The organism is Bacteroides cellulosilyticus (assembly GCF_020091405.1).
Taxonomy (GTDB): Bacteria; Bacteroidota; Bacteroidia; order Bacteroidales; family Bacteroidaceae; genus Bacteroides.
This window is the reverse complement of sequence record NZ_CP081903.1, coordinates 4,727,644-4,744,503: the sequence shown is the minus strand read 5'-3', so window position 1 is coordinate 4,744,503 and position 16,860 is coordinate 4,727,644. Positions and strand designations below refer to the sequence as shown.

Annotated in this window: 11 protein-coding genes; 4 read left to right on the top strand and 7 right to left on the bottom strand. The window is 46.0% G+C overall.

The genetic code is table 11. The features are described from left to right. Window positions 1-60: 60 nt before the first annotated feature. Both K6V21_RS17860 and nudC read left to right on the top strand, forming a co-directional pair. Entirely contained in the window at window positions 61-555 is a 495-nt protein-coding gene (locus K6V21_RS17860) for a GNAT family N-acetyltransferase (protein WP_224319415.1), read from the top strand. A 130-nt stretch (window positions 556-685) separates the two neighbouring features. Continuing rightward, a complete protein-coding gene (gene nudC / locus K6V21_RS17855) occupies window positions 686-1,489 on the top strand; it encodes an NAD(+) diphosphatase (RefSeq protein ID WP_224319414.1) in 804 nt (267 codons plus the stop codon). A 477-nt stretch (window positions 1,490-1,966) separates the two neighbouring features. Here the strand turns inward: nudC and K6V21_RS17850 are convergent, their stop codons facing one another. The 3 genes from K6V21_RS17850 to K6V21_RS17840 form a co-directional block, all read right to left on the bottom strand. After that, complete coding sequence (locus K6V21_RS17850) at window positions 1,967-3,709, bottom strand: phospho-sugar mutase (RefSeq protein ID WP_044270175.1); 1,743 nt, start codon at window positions 3,707-3,709, stop codon at window positions 1,967-1,969. Window positions 3,710-3,878: 169 nt separating this feature from the next. Then, window positions 3,879-5,522, bottom strand: coding sequence for a C69 family dipeptidase (locus K6V21_RS17845; protein WP_224319413.1), 1,644 nt, complete (start codon window positions 5,520-5,522; stop codon window positions 3,879-3,881). 182 nt (window positions 5,523-5,704) lie between these two features. After that, window positions 5,705-7,369, bottom strand: a complete 1,665-nt coding sequence (locus K6V21_RS17840; RefSeq protein WP_224319412.1) for a M23 family metallopeptidase — start codon at window positions 7,367-7,369, stop codon at window positions 5,705-5,707. Window positions 7,370-7,487: 118 nt separating this feature from the next. Between K6V21_RS17840 and K6V21_RS17835 the strand changes: the two genes are divergently transcribed. Together K6V21_RS17835 and ald are read left to right on the top strand one after the other, a co-directional pair. Next, on the top strand, window positions 7,488-8,231 hold the full coding sequence (locus tag K6V21_RS17835; RefSeq protein ID WP_224319411.1) for a fimbrillin family protein: 744 nt from the start codon (window positions 7,488-7,490) through the stop codon (window positions 8,229-8,231). A gap of 195 nt (window positions 8,232-8,426) precedes the next feature. Continuing rightward, window positions 8,427-9,533: an alanine dehydrogenase gene (gene ald / locus K6V21_RS17830; protein ID WP_138292471.1), complete on the top strand. Its 1,107-nt coding sequence runs from the start codon at window positions 8,427-8,429 to the stop codon at window positions 9,531-9,533. A gap of 115 nt (window positions 9,534-9,648) precedes the next feature. Here the strand turns inward: ald and K6V21_RS17825 are convergent, their stop codons facing one another. The 4 genes from K6V21_RS17825 to K6V21_RS17810 all read right to left on the bottom strand — a co-directional run bounded on the left by K6V21_RS17825 (window position 9,649) and on the right by K6V21_RS17810 (window position 16,763). Continuing rightward, a complete protein-coding gene (locus tag K6V21_RS17825) occupies window positions 9,649-10,425 on the bottom strand; it encodes a LytR/AlgR family response regulator transcription factor (RefSeq protein ID WP_224319410.1) in 777 nt (258 codons plus the stop codon). Then, entirely contained in the window at window positions 10,422-11,459 is a 1,038-nt protein-coding gene (locus K6V21_RS17820; RefSeq protein ID WP_025835767.1) for a sensor histidine kinase, read from the bottom strand. Before K6V21_RS17820 ends, K6V21_RS17825 begins: the two co-directional genes overlap by 4 nt. Before the next feature lie 71 nt (window positions 11,460-11,530). Then, on the bottom strand, window positions 11,531-12,436 hold the full coding sequence (locus tag K6V21_RS17815) for an efflux RND transporter periplasmic adaptor subunit (RefSeq protein WP_044270231.1): 906 nt from the start codon (window positions 12,434-12,436) through the stop codon (window positions 11,531-11,533). Between the two features lie 10 nt (window positions 12,437-12,446). After that, the gene (locus K6V21_RS17810; protein WP_224319409.1) at window positions 12,447-16,763 is read right to left on the bottom strand and encodes a CusA/CzcA family heavy metal efflux RND transporter; all 4,317 of its coding nucleotides are present in this window, start codon (window positions 16,761-16,763) and stop codon (window positions 12,447-12,449) included. Window positions 16,764-16,860 lie beyond the last annotated feature (97 nt).

The following is a 16,860-nucleotide window of genomic DNA, read 5'->3' as shown; positions in this document are numbered from 1 at the left end:
ATAAAAAATAATGATGTACATTTGTATTCTGGAATTAAGCAACTTAACAAGTTTACAGATATGATACAAATTCGTCCCAGCCAACTTTCTGACTTAGACCGCCTGATGGAGATATTCGATCATGCCCGCAAGTTTATGGCATCCGTAGGAAACGGAAACCAGTGGATCAACGGCTACCCGCAGCGTGAACTGATTGCCAAAGAAATCACCGACGGACATTGCTATGCATGTGAAAATGAGCACGGAAAAATCATCGGAACATTTTGTTTTGTTCCGAGTCCCGACCCCTTTTATGCCATTATCGAAGATGGAGCCTGGCTGAATGATGATCCCTATTATGTGATTCACCGTATCGCTTCCGACGGAAGTTACAAAGGCATTGGCGATATCTGTTTAAATTGGTGCGCCAAGCAATATCCAAGCTTACGTGCGGACACACATAAAGACAATATCATCATGCAAAACCTCCTTGTGCGAAACGAATTTATCCGTTGTGGGACGGTTTATGTCTCAAATGGGACACCCAGAATTGCATACCAAAAAATATCACGATAATGACCGCCTAACTGCTATGGATGCAGGATGCAACGAGTATCTTGTTAAACCCATAGACCGGGCTAAATTAATGGCTGTATTGAAAAAATACAGCTAATATATAATCTTTTAAACAGATATTTTATCAGGAATGAAGAATAGTAAAAGCCAGAGCCCTACACAGTGGTTCGTCTTTTTCAAAGACCAACTGTTGCTGAAAAAAGAGAAAACAGAAAAAGGAGAGATTAAATACAGTGTACCTTATGGTACAGAATCACCGTTGGCCCCCGGCTCAGGTAGTACGATCCATGAAGTCTTTCTGCCCACGGATGAAATAGTACATGCATTCGCCATTGAACAGCTCGTTACTGAAACTGAAGAATGGGTTATGGTCAACCTCCGGGGTTCCTACGAATACATCACTCTGGACGAATATAAAGCTGCCGGAAAAGCATATCAGATACTGTATTGGGATCAGCATAGCCGTTTTTGTCCTGCGTGTGGTATGCCTACGGAACATAAGACCCCTATCATGAAAAAATGCCCTTCGTGTGCTTACGAAATATATCCACCTATTTCTACAGCTATCATTGTACTAATACGCCGCGGGGAAGAAATCTTGCTGGTGCATGCCCGCAATTTCCGCGGAACATTCTATGGTTTGGTAGCCGGTTTCCTCGAAGCAGGAGAAACTCTGGAACAATGCGTACAACGCGAAGTGATGGAAGAAACCGGATTGCGAGTGAAGAATATCACTTATTTCGGCAACCAGCCCTGGCCCTATCCCAGCGGACTGATGGTAGGCTTCATTGCTGATTATGAAAGTGGGGAAATCAAGTTACAGAAAGACGAGCTCAGTGCCGGAGCATTCTATTCAAAAGAAAATATGCCGGAAATTCCACGAAAACTGAGCATAGCACGAAAGATGATAGACTGGTGGCTAAGCAATAATTAAAAGACGGAAATCATTCAAATAAAAACAGATTGCGGAGGACATGCATTCAACAAACGAACAACTACGAATGAAACGACTCTCATTCACATCAACCAATTAGCATGCAACCGCAATCTGTATATTTTCTCATCTCCCGGTCATTCGACCTTCATCAAGTAATTCTAAAATATATCCATCAGAAAAAAGAGGATAGTAGCAATTTATCTCAACCGATGCTTTCACTATTGAAAACGCTCTTACGCCACTAATTGCCAAAATCCCCTTTTATCATCCTGATGGATATTACTAAGGTTTAGGTTAGGTTTATACGTTGCATATAAAACGGCATTTAACAGAGAATGATTTCAGAGTTGACTTAAAGAAAGCAAAAGAACCTTAAAACGGGAAGAATGTCCACGCTAACGGATAAAAAACAAAAAAGGTGCAACCCTTCGCAGGATTACACCTTTCCTTCTGCCTTACAGCAGTTTATCTTTCTCAGATACCAAGTGACTTACGTACTGCCACCACTTTCTCTTCTGCTTCAGCATCAGCACTGGCGTAGCATTTCGGGCAACCCATTTCGCCCTTCACTTCGATATAGAACTTGATTTTCGGTTCTGTACCCGACGGACGAACAGAAATCTTTGTACCATCTTCCGTGAAATACTGAAGAACATTTGAAGTCTCCGGCATATCCAGATCAACAGCATTTCCCTGAGCATCGATCATCTTCAATGTCTTATAATCCTTGATCAATTTGACAGGTGAACCTCCGATTTCTTTCGGCGGGTTAGCACGGAAGTTATCCATCATGGCTTTGATTTCATCCGCACCGCTCTTACCGGGTTTCACTACGTTTACAGTCGTTTCTTTAGAGAAACCATACTCTACATAGATATCCATCAGCACATCATACAGCGTCTTGCCCTGATCCTTAGCCCAGGCACAGATCTCAGCCAACAATGAACAGGCAGAAACGGCATCTTTATCACGAACAAAGTCTTCTGCCAGGAAACCGTAGCTTTCTTCACCACCACCAATATATTGCTGCTTGCCTTCGCTCAAACGAATTTCACGTGCAATCCATTTGAAACCGGTGTAGCAATCACGCATTTCAATCTTATTCTTATCAGCGACAGCCTTAATCAGTTCAGTAGTTACAATGGTCTTCACGATGAAGTCGTTGGGCTGCATCTTGCCCATTGCAATACGGTTCTTGATGATGTAATACAAGAAGATCAGACAAGTCTGGTTACCGTTGATAAGTACCCACTCACCTTTATCATCTTTACAAGCCATACCTACACGGTCAGCATCCGGATCGCTCGCCATTACGATGTCGGCATCGAGTTTCTTCGCCAATGCGATAGCCATAGAGAGAGCTTCGGCATTTTCAGGGTTCGGAGATACCACAGTCGGGAAATTACCGTCCTTCACCATCTGTTCGGGTACGCAATTTACATTCTCAAATCCCCATTCTTTCAGAGAAGAAGGAATGAGCACACGACCTGCACCATGCAGAGGAGTATAAACTATGCTGAGATCTTTCTGACGTTTGATAACTTCCGGATCTATAGAAATAGAATGAACCATGTCCAGATAAATCTTATCTACATCAGCACCAATGATCTGAATCAGGTCTTTGTTACCTTCAAATTTGATGTCGGCAACAGTCACCTTATTTACTTCGTCGATGATAGCGGTATCGTGCGGAGCAAGTACCTGAGCGCCATCATCCCAATAAGCCTTGTAACCGTTATATTCTCTCGGATTGTGGCTGGCAGTGATATTGATACCACTCTGGCATCCGAAGTGACGGATAGCAAAAGAAACTTCCGGTGTGGGACGCAAATCATCGAAAAGATATACTTTGATGCCGTTTGCAGAGAAGATGTCGGCAGAGATTTTAGCGAATTTGTCGCTATTGTTACGGCAGTCATAACCTACCACAACGGAAATCTGCTCTTTGTCCTTGAAACACTTATTCAGATAGTTGGAAAGACCCTGTGTTGCAGCGCCTACGGTATAGATATTCATGCGATTGGTTCCAGCACCCATGATGCCGCGCAGGCCACCCGTACCGAATTCCAAATCCTTATAGAAACAATCTATCAACTCAGTTTTATCTTCGTTTTCCAACATGCGTTTTACTTCAGCCTGAGTTTCGGCATCATAAGCCGGGGTGAGCCACATCTGGGCTTTCTCAGTTACCTGCTTGATAAGTTCCTGATTTTCCATACAATTATTGTTATTTTAGAGGTTAAAATATATCTATTAGTTGTAAGACACAAATGTAGGCGAATAAGTTCAAATATCCTACTTTTCCATTAAAGATTTACACTGCTTTGTACAGATTTCACAGGCTTCTTATTGTTCCTGCGAAACCTACAAAGCCTGCAACAGGGTGTTACTCCGGCATCTTATAGCGATCACCGGTTTGTTTCACGTATTCTTCCAGAAATTCTTTCGGATATCCGGGACGTATCACACCAGCCGGCTGACCAATGGAATTACGTTCAAACTTACCGTCTTTCATACGTTTTACCACACCGTCATTGTATTTTACGATAAGGAATTCGCCAAGACGTTTCCAGGTATCGAGCGTACTCTGCGCGGTCATATTCGTATAGTTAGTCAGGAATGCTTTTGCCTGGGCAGGATCTTTGGAATAGAGTTTGGATGCAGCCGATTCGATTCCTTCCTGTGCATCATTGAAAGTAGTTTCCATCTCCGACTGGCTTGCACGTACATCGCCAATCATCAGGTCGTAGCGGGGATAAACCATGTTCGCCACCCAGTTGAAAATCCAGAAAGAAGAATTCCAGGAGAAGGTGATATAGTCGGCACCATCTACACGAGAGTAGCATACAGGCACTTTATCAGTACAGCAATATACAGGGGTGAAAACAGTCATGTTGGCATCATCCGTACCGAACCACAGCACGCCACCGATAGCATCGGGCATGGTAGAGCGCATCTGAGATACGAAAACGAAACCTGACTGCTGGGTAGAGATGGGACGTTCGTTGAAATATTCCTGGTCGTTCACCTTGAAGGACAGCGGAGAAAGACGGTAAGGGGTGTGATAAGGACCGGCACCAAAATCTTTGCTGATATCCAGCGGAGTACCTTCGTAATGATCGCGCATGGCATTCTTCACATCCTGTACGGAGATTTTGCGGTTGGCTTTCAGATAAAGCGGCATGGGTTGATTGGTTTTACCTTCTATATAAGGAAGGAATTCCTCACCACGGTCGGTAAACATATTGAAGTAACTCCATACGCGGGCTTCGCAATAACGGCGTGCACCGAAATCCAGAGGAGCGTATGCATCAGCAAAGCTGAAATCTTTGTTCACACCGTTGAAGTAACCTTTTTCGCGGGCAAAAGAGATGACATCGGAAGAATACATACAGTTGTTCTTATCATTCATATCGAACTGGTGAATGCGCGACTGGTTGGCATGTGCCGAGATGCAATCATCGGGGATGCGCACAGCCACCCACACGGCACCACGCACACCGGGGCCTTTGCCAATCATTTCCATAATCCAGATCTCGTTCGGATCAGCGATAGTGAAAGACTCGCCACTGCTGTAATAGCCATATTCCTGTACAAGGTCGGTCATCACCTTGATAGCTTCACGGGCGGTACGGGCACGTTGCAGACCGAGATAAATCAAGCTTCCGTAGTCGATGATACCGGTGGTATCTACCAGTTCAGGACGACCTCCGAAAGTGGTTTCAGCAATGGTAAGCTGGAATTCGTTGATATTGCCGATGACGTTGTACGTCTGGCGTGCCTGCTCAATCTGTCCCAGATACTTGCCGGTGTCCCACTCATGCACATCCATCAGGGTACCTTTCTTATGTATGCCCGCAGGATAATGATATAACTCGCCGAACAACCCGTAAGAGTCGGCAGAATAAGAAACGATTGTAGAACCGTCTGTGGAGGCATTCTTACCAACAATAAGGTTGGTACAAGCCAGTGCATTCACTACTGCAACAGCCACAAATAAGACGGAAAGAGTCAGTCTTTTGCTTTTCATACTTTAGCTATTTAAATTATTAATTCATGTGTCGTATCTATATATCTCCGTAGCAAGTCCGTATAATCTCCGTATCTGATCCGTACCAAGTCCGTACCATCTCCGTATAATCTCCGTACCTATAAGATACGGAGATGGTACGGACTTGGTACGGACCAGATACGGAGATGACACGAAACTGTTTACCAGACGAACGTAAACTGTTCTGTTGTCCGGTTGCCGCAACCATCCGTCACGGTGATTTCCACCACGTGCTTACCCCTTTCCACCCGTTTAGGGTCAATCTCATAGACCAGGTTCCCACTGATGGAATTAGGTTTGCCAAACAAGGCATACTTCCCGTCGATGGTGCCGCGATAACTGCTTATGCCGGTTTCTTTATCCTTCGCCTTGAATGTAATGCGTCCCGTGCGTCCCCACTGTTGCGGGTTCAGCGCAGTGATTTCAGGAGGCACGGTATCGATGGCAACGGTATACGTACCCAACTCCCGGATGGTCGTCTTCATGAAACCGTCCTCGTACTTGCCACCTATGCTATACTTCCCGCCCCGGGAGTTCACGCCTGCCACATAGTATTTCGACCTATCTTCCAGAGGGTGGCGACGCAAGCCGATGCTCAACTCGCAACGACCATGTAAAGGGATGCGCGTGTCATTCAACTGATAAGTAAAGGCAACGTCCCCGCTATCTGCACGCACGGCATAATTCAGGTACGCGTCGTCATACAACATCCCGCGAGGAATCACCAGCGACAGACCGGGTTCCTGTAGATAGTTCACCTTGTCCCAGCGGAAGATGTACTTCTCCCGATGTTCCACAGGAGCTATCTCCGCCCGCTTTCCATGCACGGTGAAACGTACTTTCGAAGTGTTTCCCAGGGCATCCTTCAAGGTGTAGACAAAGCGGTACGGACGCTCTTCGTTGATATCAACCAGTCCCCGGTTATCATTTGAAGCATGCAACATCCGCAATGTATTTCCCGGTTCGATGAACGATTTCATATATTGCCCGTATGTCCACGAGTTAATCATGCGGTTCTCGTTCTCCGAGAAGCGATCCACCACACTGCGGAACACTTCCACGCTGTCCACTTCCAGGATAACCGTGTGCACACCGTAACGGTTGCGCACGCCATCCATATAGTCGTATGCACGGATGCCCGCTCCTATCAGTCCCCAGGCAGTGATCGGCTGTTTAGGGCTGAGAGGAAAAGCCTGACGCTTCTGGGTTCCGTCCACCATTCCCTTGCCGGGTTGTGGAAACAGCATGATGCCTTCGGCACGCGGGGCGGTGTTGTCCTTCACTTTCTTCTTGAAGAAGGGCAAAGGGTCCACGTAGTCATCCGTATCTGCCTCAAACACATCAAGATGCAGGTGCGGGCCAAAGGAATATCCGGTATTACCGCTCAGAGCGATAACCTGCCCGGCCTTGACGATATATTCGCCCGGTTCGGGGATAATCTCTACTTCCCATGTCTCCTTTTCGTACTGCAAGTCTTCTACCCGGCGGGCTATGTCGCCCACAAAAGCGCTGAGGTGGCGGTTGATTGTTTTATATCCGTTATTATATGCCACATCGAGCACATAGCCCGAACCATGAGTGACACGGATACGCGAAATGTATCCGTCGGCCAGCGCCCGCACGGGTTTACCAATGGCGCCGCCCGTCTTGAAGTCGAGTCCGCCGTGGAAATGATTGGCACGTATTTCACCGAAATTACCGGAGAACACAATAGGGAAATCGAAAGGAGGAGTGAACGTTGCCTGAGATTGCACATTCCCACCCGCTTGCGGATAGGCCTGCACTCCCCATGCAAACAGTATAAGGGATAATATAGAATGTTTCATATAGGTCAATAAACAATTTGTCGGGCAAATGTACATTATTCCGGGTAGATTATAAAGGAATGCAAGCAAATATTACCCGATAAATGCCTACCTTTACTGCGACAAATACCAAAATAATATGCAAATCACCTACTATTTCCGCACCTCCATCCTCGTATTGGCGTGCATTTTACCGGCTTTTACACCTGCCCTGGCTTCCGGAGCAAGCACCGTTCCGGACAGTCTGCTGACAGAAAAATACATCCGCAGCATATACATATCTGCGCCCGACAGTGCCCTCCACCTGCTCGACGAGGCCGAAAAACGCCGCCTCCCCTCCATGCCTGCGTTCCACATCGACATCCTGCGCAGCATGGTGTACGAAAGCCAGGCCATGTACGTCCTTAAAGAACGTTGCCTGCGGCGTGCCTTGCAAAGCGACTCCGTGCGACTGGTACCTGCACGCCGGCTGCGTCTGCTCTCACAATTGTCTTCCACCCTCGACCGCCTGAACCGATACGAAGAAGGTATCAGCATCACCCCCGAAGCCCTGCAAACCGCCACCGTAACCGTGCCCCAAGCCATCACCGCCTACGAACTGAAAGGCATCACCCGCGCCGACGTCACCCTCAGCGGCACCCGCAACCGCCGCCACGCCCTGCTTCTCCCGCAAACCATAACCGCCGGCCAACCCCTACTCCGCCTCACCATCGGCGAACAGACCTACCGCCTCGACGCCACCGCCCGCAACGGCGCATTCGAAGCCGGCAAAAGCTACACCCTCAACGTCACCGTGAGCAATGCCGAAATCACCGCCACCGTCAGCATCAACCCCTGGCTGACAGGAGGCGACAGCGAAGGAGACGCCGGGATGGAAATCTGAGAGAAAGGAAGTGAAAGTATAGGACTTGCATAAAAATACTGTTGTAAAACACTCCGCCCGCATGAACATCGGAACCGGGAAATCGTTATCTTGCGACGTCTTTCGAGGGTATGCCGACAACCATCCGCCTACATACAGGCAGTACTTCCGGCAGCCCCTCTATGTTTAACCCCCAAAATTAAAACTGTTAAGGTTATGATTATCGGAGTACCTAAAGAAATCAAGAACAACGAAAACCGTGTAGGAATGACCCCTGCCGGAGTAGCCGAGTTGGTGAAACAAGGTCATACAGTGTATGTACAGGCATCTGCCGGTGCAAACAGCGGTTTCGCGGATGAAGAGTACACTGCAGTGGGTGCGAAAATGCTGCCAACCATCGAAGCGACCTATGCCGCGGCGGAAATGATTGTGAAGGTGAAAGAACCTATCGCCCCCGAGTACAAACTGATTAAAAAGGGTCAGGTGGTATTTACCTATTTCCACTTCGCCGCCGATAAAATATTGACCGAAGCCATGATAGAAAGCGGCGGTATCTGCATCGCCTACGAAACCGTGGAGAAGGAAGACCGCTCTCTGCCCTTGCTCACCCCTATGAGCGAAGTGGCGGGACGCATGGCTACCCAGGTAGGCGCCCGCTTCCTCGAAAAGCCCCAAGGCGGAAAAGGAAAGCTGATGGGTGGCGTGACAGGTGTACGCCCCGCACGGGTGCTTGTTCTGGGTGGTGGCATCGTAGGAACCAACGCCGCGCAGATAGCCGCCGGCATGGGTGCCGAAGTCCTGATTACGGACATCAACCTCTCCCGCCTCCGCTACCTCAGCGAAGTGATGCCGAAGAACGTGAAAACGCTCTATTCCTCCATGCACAACATCAGGATGGAGCTTCCCAACATAGACCTCGTGATAGGTTCCGTCCTCATCCCGGGCGATAAAGCCCCGCACCTCATCACCAAAGAGATGCTGAAAATGATGAAACCCGGAACAGTCCTCGTAGACGTCGCCATCGACCAGGGCGGCTGTTTTGAAACCTCCCACCCTACCACGCACAGCGAACCGACGTATGTAGTGGACGGCATCGTTCATTATGCCGTTGCCAATATTCCGGGTGCCGTACCTTTCACCTCCACCATGGCACTGACAAACGCCACGCTGCCCTACACCGTAGCACTGGCAAACAAAGGCTGGCGGAAAGCGTGCAAAGACGATCCCGCACTGGCCCTGGGACTGAATGTGGTAGAAGGACAGGTGACGTATAAAGCGGTGGCTGATGTGTTCGGGCTGAAGTATGAGCCGATAGAGTTGTAATAGTTACGAGTTACGAGCTACAAGCTACGAGTGGCTGCGCTATCACGCTGCAAAGTACTTGTAGCTTGTAGCTCGTAACTTGTAGCTCGTAGCCCATGAATTCTTCACGACACGCTCAATGTATCTTGGAAAACCAATCCTTAAACTCCTGCACACGTGCCTTGCTTACCAGCACTTTCTCATCCGATACCTTACAACGAAGATTAATAGACAGACGGTTGTTGAACCATAAATCAATATCCTTGATAGCCTCACGGGAAATCAGAAATTGCCGGTTGACACGGAAGAACAGGGATGGATCGATACACTCTGTTATTTCATCCAGCGTTTGTGGAAATGTATACTCCTTACCATCGGCAAGAACAACCTTCACTTTACAGTCCTGAATATAAAACAGCAGAATCATATCCACCGAAACCGGTAGCAACTTGTCACCCTTCACCGGAATGAGAAAATGCGTTTTATAACTTTCCCGCTTTTTCAGCGAATGAATTAATTGCAACAAAGCATTGTCAGGGGATTTCCCTTGTTCCGAACCATGCAACTGCTCCAACTTATGGAAAGCCTTCTCAATATCATTCTTTCCAATAGGCTTCAACAAATAATCCACACTGTTCACTTTGAACGCACGAAGAGCATATTCATCATAGGCCGTAGTGAAAACAATAGGGCAGGTAATATCTACATGATCGAAGATTTCAAAGGCTGATCCGTCAGCTAAATGAATATCCATAAAGATCATGTCCGGCATAGAGTATATGGCAAACCAATCCAATACAGCCGCAATACTGTCCAAAGTAGCCTCTACTTCCACTTCCGGCTTCACTTCCTGTAACAAAGCTTTCAGGTTGCGGACTGCCGCTTTCTCATCTTCTATAATAATTACTTTCATGAAACACTCGGTATTAAAGGAATACGTATGGTAAACTGCTCGTTCTCGCTGATTTGTATCTCCCGCTTGTAAAGCAAATGATAGCGTTTTGCAAGATTTGCCAGTCCTATACCAGTTCCGGTAGTAGCAGTCAGTTTAGGCTGCACCGGATTGGTAACGATTAATTCTTCCCCTTCGGTATAAATACGGATATTCAATGGATGCCTGTCGCTTATTTCATTATGTTTCACTGCATTCTCTATCAGCATCTGGACTGCCATAGGAGGCAAATAATAATTGGCATATTTATTATCAATACAAATATCAAAAGAGAGATTATCTTCAAAGCGCATCTTCAACAAAAAGATGTAGGCTGACACAAATTCTATTTCATCCTTCACACACACACTTTTCGAATCATTTCCCTGCAAGGTGTAGCGCAATACACGGGAAAGTTCCTGAATGTATTCCTGTGCTTTATCCTGGTCTTCGCGTACCAGTGACCGGAGAGTATTCAGAGAGTTAAAAAGCATGTGCGGATTCAATTGATTCTTCAAAGCCTCATACTGGTTCAGAATGTTCTCGGCCTGCAACTGCTGGTTTTCTATAACGACTTCCTGCTGACGCCGGATAAGGTAGGATATATAACAACTTCCTGATACGGTACAGGTTATTATAAAATCACGCAAAGGATGCAGATAATGATGTACCATGGCATCAATGGCCGGAATATCGAAAGTGTGATGCAGGAATACAAAACATTTCCCTAACAAACTGCTTAAAATCCAAGTCAGTATCAATGACAATATCATCTTCTGCCAGGTAATTTTTACAGCCGGCTGGTTAAAGTGGAACAGCAAAATGTTCACCTCAAACAGAATCACAAGAGAGATGAAAGTGAAAAACACTTCACTTGCCACATCAGCAGGCCTCATCCCCGGAAACAGTGTCTGGCTCTCGAAGACATCAAAGAGAGAAACCAATTCCGGAAAATGAATCAATGTTGCCACGGAAATGGAAACGATGAGTATGAACAGAGTATACCGGTTTTTCATGCTTGCAGTATTTTACATACAAAGATACATTTTATTCCATCACATCCTTATTTTTTCAAAGATAAGGAACCTTATTGTTCAGCCGAAGCCTGCTCTTTCATAATCCTTGCTGTGACGTACATACCGGGACGGAATTGATTGTCCACAGTATCTACCCTGGCATAGACTTCAACAGAGCGTGTATCTTCATCCACTTTCTGCCCGATAGATATCAAAGTAGCCTTAAATACTGTTTTTCCCATTCCGTTTACACGAAATTGTACCGGATTTCCCACTTTCATATCTGCCAGATCCTTTTCATAGGTTGTCAATCTGAGTAAAGTCCGACTTTTATCTACTATTTCACAAAGGGCATCTCCTACATTCATATATTTACCAACATTCATTTTCACATCTGCCACATAGCCACTGATCGGAGCTTTAATCTGCAAAAAAGGTTGAATACCCTCCTTCAGTAAGACTTCAGGTTCCACTTCCAGTAATTTCAACTGTGCAGCCGCCGCCTCCACACGGCTTTTCATTGAAAGGTAATCTGCCTTGCTTTGCTGAAGTTTCTTTTGGGAGGCTGCCTGTTCGGCAGAAAGAGCTTGCTGGCGAAGGTATTCCGCTTCCAGAAATTCAGTCTGTGCATGACTGTCCAGATATGTCTGTTGTAAAGTTATAAAGTCGGGATTTTCCAGAGTAGCCAATACACTCCCTTGCCGTACAGGTTCACCGGGCAACAAAGAAGTACTTTTAATAACCCCACCCATCGTAAGCGAAACCGTCGCCATCCGTTGTGGAGGAATAACCATTGTACCGTTAAATGATACCTGATTGGGTTTAGAAGTAGCTGAAGTGATAGCATCTACCTGAATGCTATCTGTCACGTTTTCTGCTACGGCAACAGTAGTAGCCTCTTCTGCCGGTTGTACTTCTTTGTTCTCGCCGCATGCTGTCAGCACCAGCAGAATTAAGGGGAAAGTTATCTTTTTCATCGTCATCATTCTATTTAAAAAGTTCGTATTCAAGGGCTGCTATATTGTATTGATATACCGTTTCGAGGTATCCGCGACGAATGTCACGCGCCACATTAACGGCTTGTATAAATTCAGTTATATTAGTTTCGCTATGTTGCAACTGCAGGTTAGCCACCTTCAACAGTTCATCCGCTTCTTTCAATGCCGATGTTGTATAATAGCGCAGACTTTCAGACTGGCGGCGCAAACTGGCAACAGCTTCCGAAACTTTGTTATATAGATTCTGTGTATTAGCCTCAGCTTCAGTTCTTGCTATGACGGCAGCCACTTTCGCTTGCTTTATCTTGCTATGCCGCGGCAAGAAATAAACCGGAAAGGAAACTCCAACCATCCACGAATTCAATCCTTTCAGTGGAAGTATATCCTGACGTACGTAACCGAAGGAAAGTTCAGGGAAAAATCGGCTTCGCTCCACATTCAATTGTGCTTTAGCCTCATTAGCCTGACTCTGAAAATAATTCAGATGGACTTCCGAAAAAGACGGCACCTGATAATCTGCCGGAAATTGTACCAATGCCGTATCTGCCGGAATCAATGGCCGGTCTGCATAACAGACCCAATTCAGGCGTGACAAAGCCAGTTTTTCCTCTTCTTGTGCCTGAAAAAGGCGATTCTTCATATCCACAGCCATACTGGTGGTCATGTTTTTCTCCAGCAAAGTTATTTCTCCCTGCTGATAACGCAACTCACCCATACGCTGTAATTGCCCGGCCAATTTGTTCTGGTCACTGTATAAGGCACGAAGATTGCAAGCATACAGATAATATGCCCATGCCCGCTTCACTTCCGCCACCACTTCTTTTTCAGCGATCTGCCGGTAGAAAGTCCCCGTTTCAACCTGCCTGTTCACCAAAGCATTCTTATAAAAAGGAGTCAACAAAGAGCCTAAGCCTTGGGTTACTTCCCACTGCTTGTCTTTTCTAAGTTCACCATTCAGTTGTCCCCATGAATAGTTCATCTCGGTAGGAGACAATTCCAAAACTTCTCCCCTGCCCGCCTTTACCTGGCGGATTGCCGCAGAAGCTATTTTCAAACGGGGATGGTTCTGCTTTGCCAGTTCTATAGCCTGCTCCATCGTCACTTTCTCCTGAGCTTTCGCCGTAAAGGGCAACATAACAGCCAACAACAGAAAGAAGAACAAGAACTTTTTCGCAGAGAAACGACGTTTCCATACCACTGTATAGCTTACAATCTGATAGAAAACAGGAATAATAAGCAGTGTCAATACAGTAGATACAATCAACCCGCCAATAACTACAGTAGCCAACGGACGCTGCACTTCGGCGCCGGCCGAGGTGGCAACGGCCATAGGAACAAATCCCAAGGAAGCAACCAGTCCTGTCAAGAAAACAGGCCGCAACAGATGAGCGGTTCCACGGGCAATCACCCGTCTGGTAGAAAGAGCATACATAGTTTCTTTTCTTATATCATTAAAGTGATTAATCATTAAAATACCATTGAGAACCGCTACACCGAAGAGGGCAATGAAGCCTACTCCCGCCGAAATGCTGAATGGAAGACCGCGTAGCCATAGTGCCAGAATACCGCCAATCAATGAAAGAGGCACGGTAGAGAACACTACCAATGTATAAGTAACATTCTTGAAAGCGAAAAACAATAGTAACAGAATCAGCATCAGAGCTACCGGTACAACAACCAGCAAAGTATTGATGGCATTCTGCAAATTCTCAAATTGTCCGCCATATTCGAAATAATATCCAGGCTTTAATTGAATATTCTTGTCCAGCGTCTTCTGTATATCCTGCACCACCTGCTGAATATCCGCTCCACGCACATTGACCCCGATTACAATACGACGTTTGGTTGCATCCCGGTTAATCTGTAACGGACCATTCACCAAATCAATAGTAGCTACCTCACTGACCGGTATCTGAATGCCTTCATTGGAACGGACAAAGAGTTTATCCAGATTCAAATCAGCCACTTTATCCTGATCCAGGCGAACCACTAAGTCAAAGCGACGCTCATTCTCAAAGACTACTCCACTAGCCTCTCCGGCATAGGCTGTACGAATAATAGTATTCAATTCTTCTATATTGATACCATAGCGGGCAATCTTTCCACGATTATACTTTACTACCAACTGAGGTAACCCCATTGTCTGTTCTACAATCACATCCGATGCCCCAGGTACCTTTTCTACAAAAGCAGCAGCTTCTTTTGCCTTCTGATAGAGTTCATGTGTATCTTCTCCATAAAGTTTAACTGCAATATCTGCTTTGGCTCCTGTCATCAACTCATTAAAACGAAGTTGAATAGGTTGGGAGAAATTAAACTCTGCACGGTTAGCTAACGGTTCAAGAGCCTCTTTCATCTTCTCTACCATTTCGGCACGACTGGCAGCACTGGTCCACTCCTTAAAAGGCTTCATGACAATCATTACGTCGGCATCTTCCACTGCCATCGGGTCTGTCGGAACTTCCGCCGTACCTATTTTGGCTACCACATGTTTTATTTCCGGGAGTTTATCCATCAAAAGTTTCTCCGCTTCATTGGATACTTCGATGCTTTCGCTCAACGAACTGCCGGCCGGAAGCGTCATCTGCATGGCAAAATCCCCTTCATCCAACGTAGGAATAAACTCCGCTCCCAGACGGGTGAAAAGAAAGAGAGAAATAACCAGAGCCACAAACGCAGTTGCAACAGTTTGCCACTTAAAGCGCAAGCAAAATGACAAGGCACGGGCATAGAGTTTATTCAGTGCTTCAAAGAATTTATCAGCAAAAGTCGGTTTTGTCACAATATGATGTTTCAGGAACAGGGAAGCCATCATCGGAACGTAAGTCAAAGATAAGAACAGAGCGCCGATAATGCAAAATACCAGGGTTTTAGCCATCGGCGTGAAATACTTCCCTTCTATTCCTGTCAACGTCAGTATAGGGAAAAAGACGATCAGAATGATGAATACAGCAAATGTCGCAGACCGTACCACACTCGAAGCACCTTTCTCTACTTCCGCATCCATTTCTTTTGCCGATAAAGTACGTCCTTTAAACTTCTTACTGTAAATATGCGCCAATATACCTTCCAATATAACAATGGAGCCATCGACAACAATACCGAAATCTATCGCCCCCAAGCTCATAAGGTTGGCAGAAACATTAAAGATACGCATCAGAATGAATGCAAACAACATTGCTAATGGAATGACGGAAGCCACAATCAGTCCGGCACGTACATTACCCAGAAAAACAATCAATACCAGAAATACGATGATCGCGCCTTCTATCAGATTGTAGATAACAGTAGAAATGTTGCGGTTCACTAATTCAGAGCGGTTCAGATAAGGCTCGATAGTAACACCTTCCGGCAATATCTTCTGTATCTTTTCCACCCTTTTCTCCAGTTCTCCGGTTACGACATTGGCATTGGCTCCTTTCAGCATCATGGCAATGCCACCCACACATTCGCCCTTGCCGTCCATTGTCATGGCTCCGAAACGTTTGGGTGCTCCGAAGCGTACTGTACCAATGTCACTGATACGGATAGGAATACCATTGCGATTAGCTACTACTACCTGTTCCACATCTTTAATGCGGCTTATCATTCCTTCGGAACGAATATAATAAGCACGATTTACTTTCTCTATATAGCTGCCACCCGTATTCTGATTATTCTTATTTAAAGCTTCGAACACCTCTCCGATGGTGATATTGAGAGAGAAAAGTACATCCGGATCAACCGCTACTTCATATTGTTTCAGATAGCCTCCGAAACTGTTTATCTCAACAATTCCTGGAATACCTGACAATTGCCGTTTCACAATCCAATCCTGAATGGTACGAAGCTCCATAGCATCATATTTATCTTCATAATCCGGCTCCACTTTCAATACATATTGGTATATCTCACCCAGCCCGGTGGTGATAGGCATCATTTCGGGCATACCCAACTCGGAAGGAATCTCACCAGCCACACTCTGTATCTGCTCGTTCACCAGCTGGCGGGCATCCAGAGTAGGTACACTCTCTTTAAAGACTACCGTCACCACCGACAGCCCGAAACGGGAGACGGAACGGATTTCAGTGACATTCATGATATTGCTCATGGCGATTTCCACGGGCATTGTGATAAGTTGCTCCACCTCTTGTGGAGCCAAAGTTGGTGACACGGTTACAATCTGTACCTGATTATTTGTAATATCCGGAACAGCATCTATAGGAAGTGTCAACATGGAATAAATTCCACCAATCAAAAGAAACAAAGTGGTAAGCCCCACAAAAAGCTTCTTCTTTACTGAGAATCGAAGGATAGCGTCGAACATGTTTTATACTTTTGGTTTTTGCACAAAAGTAAACTATCCGAATTATACACAGAGTGACTATATGCTGAACCGGCTATTTTAGCTATTCAACCGTCGA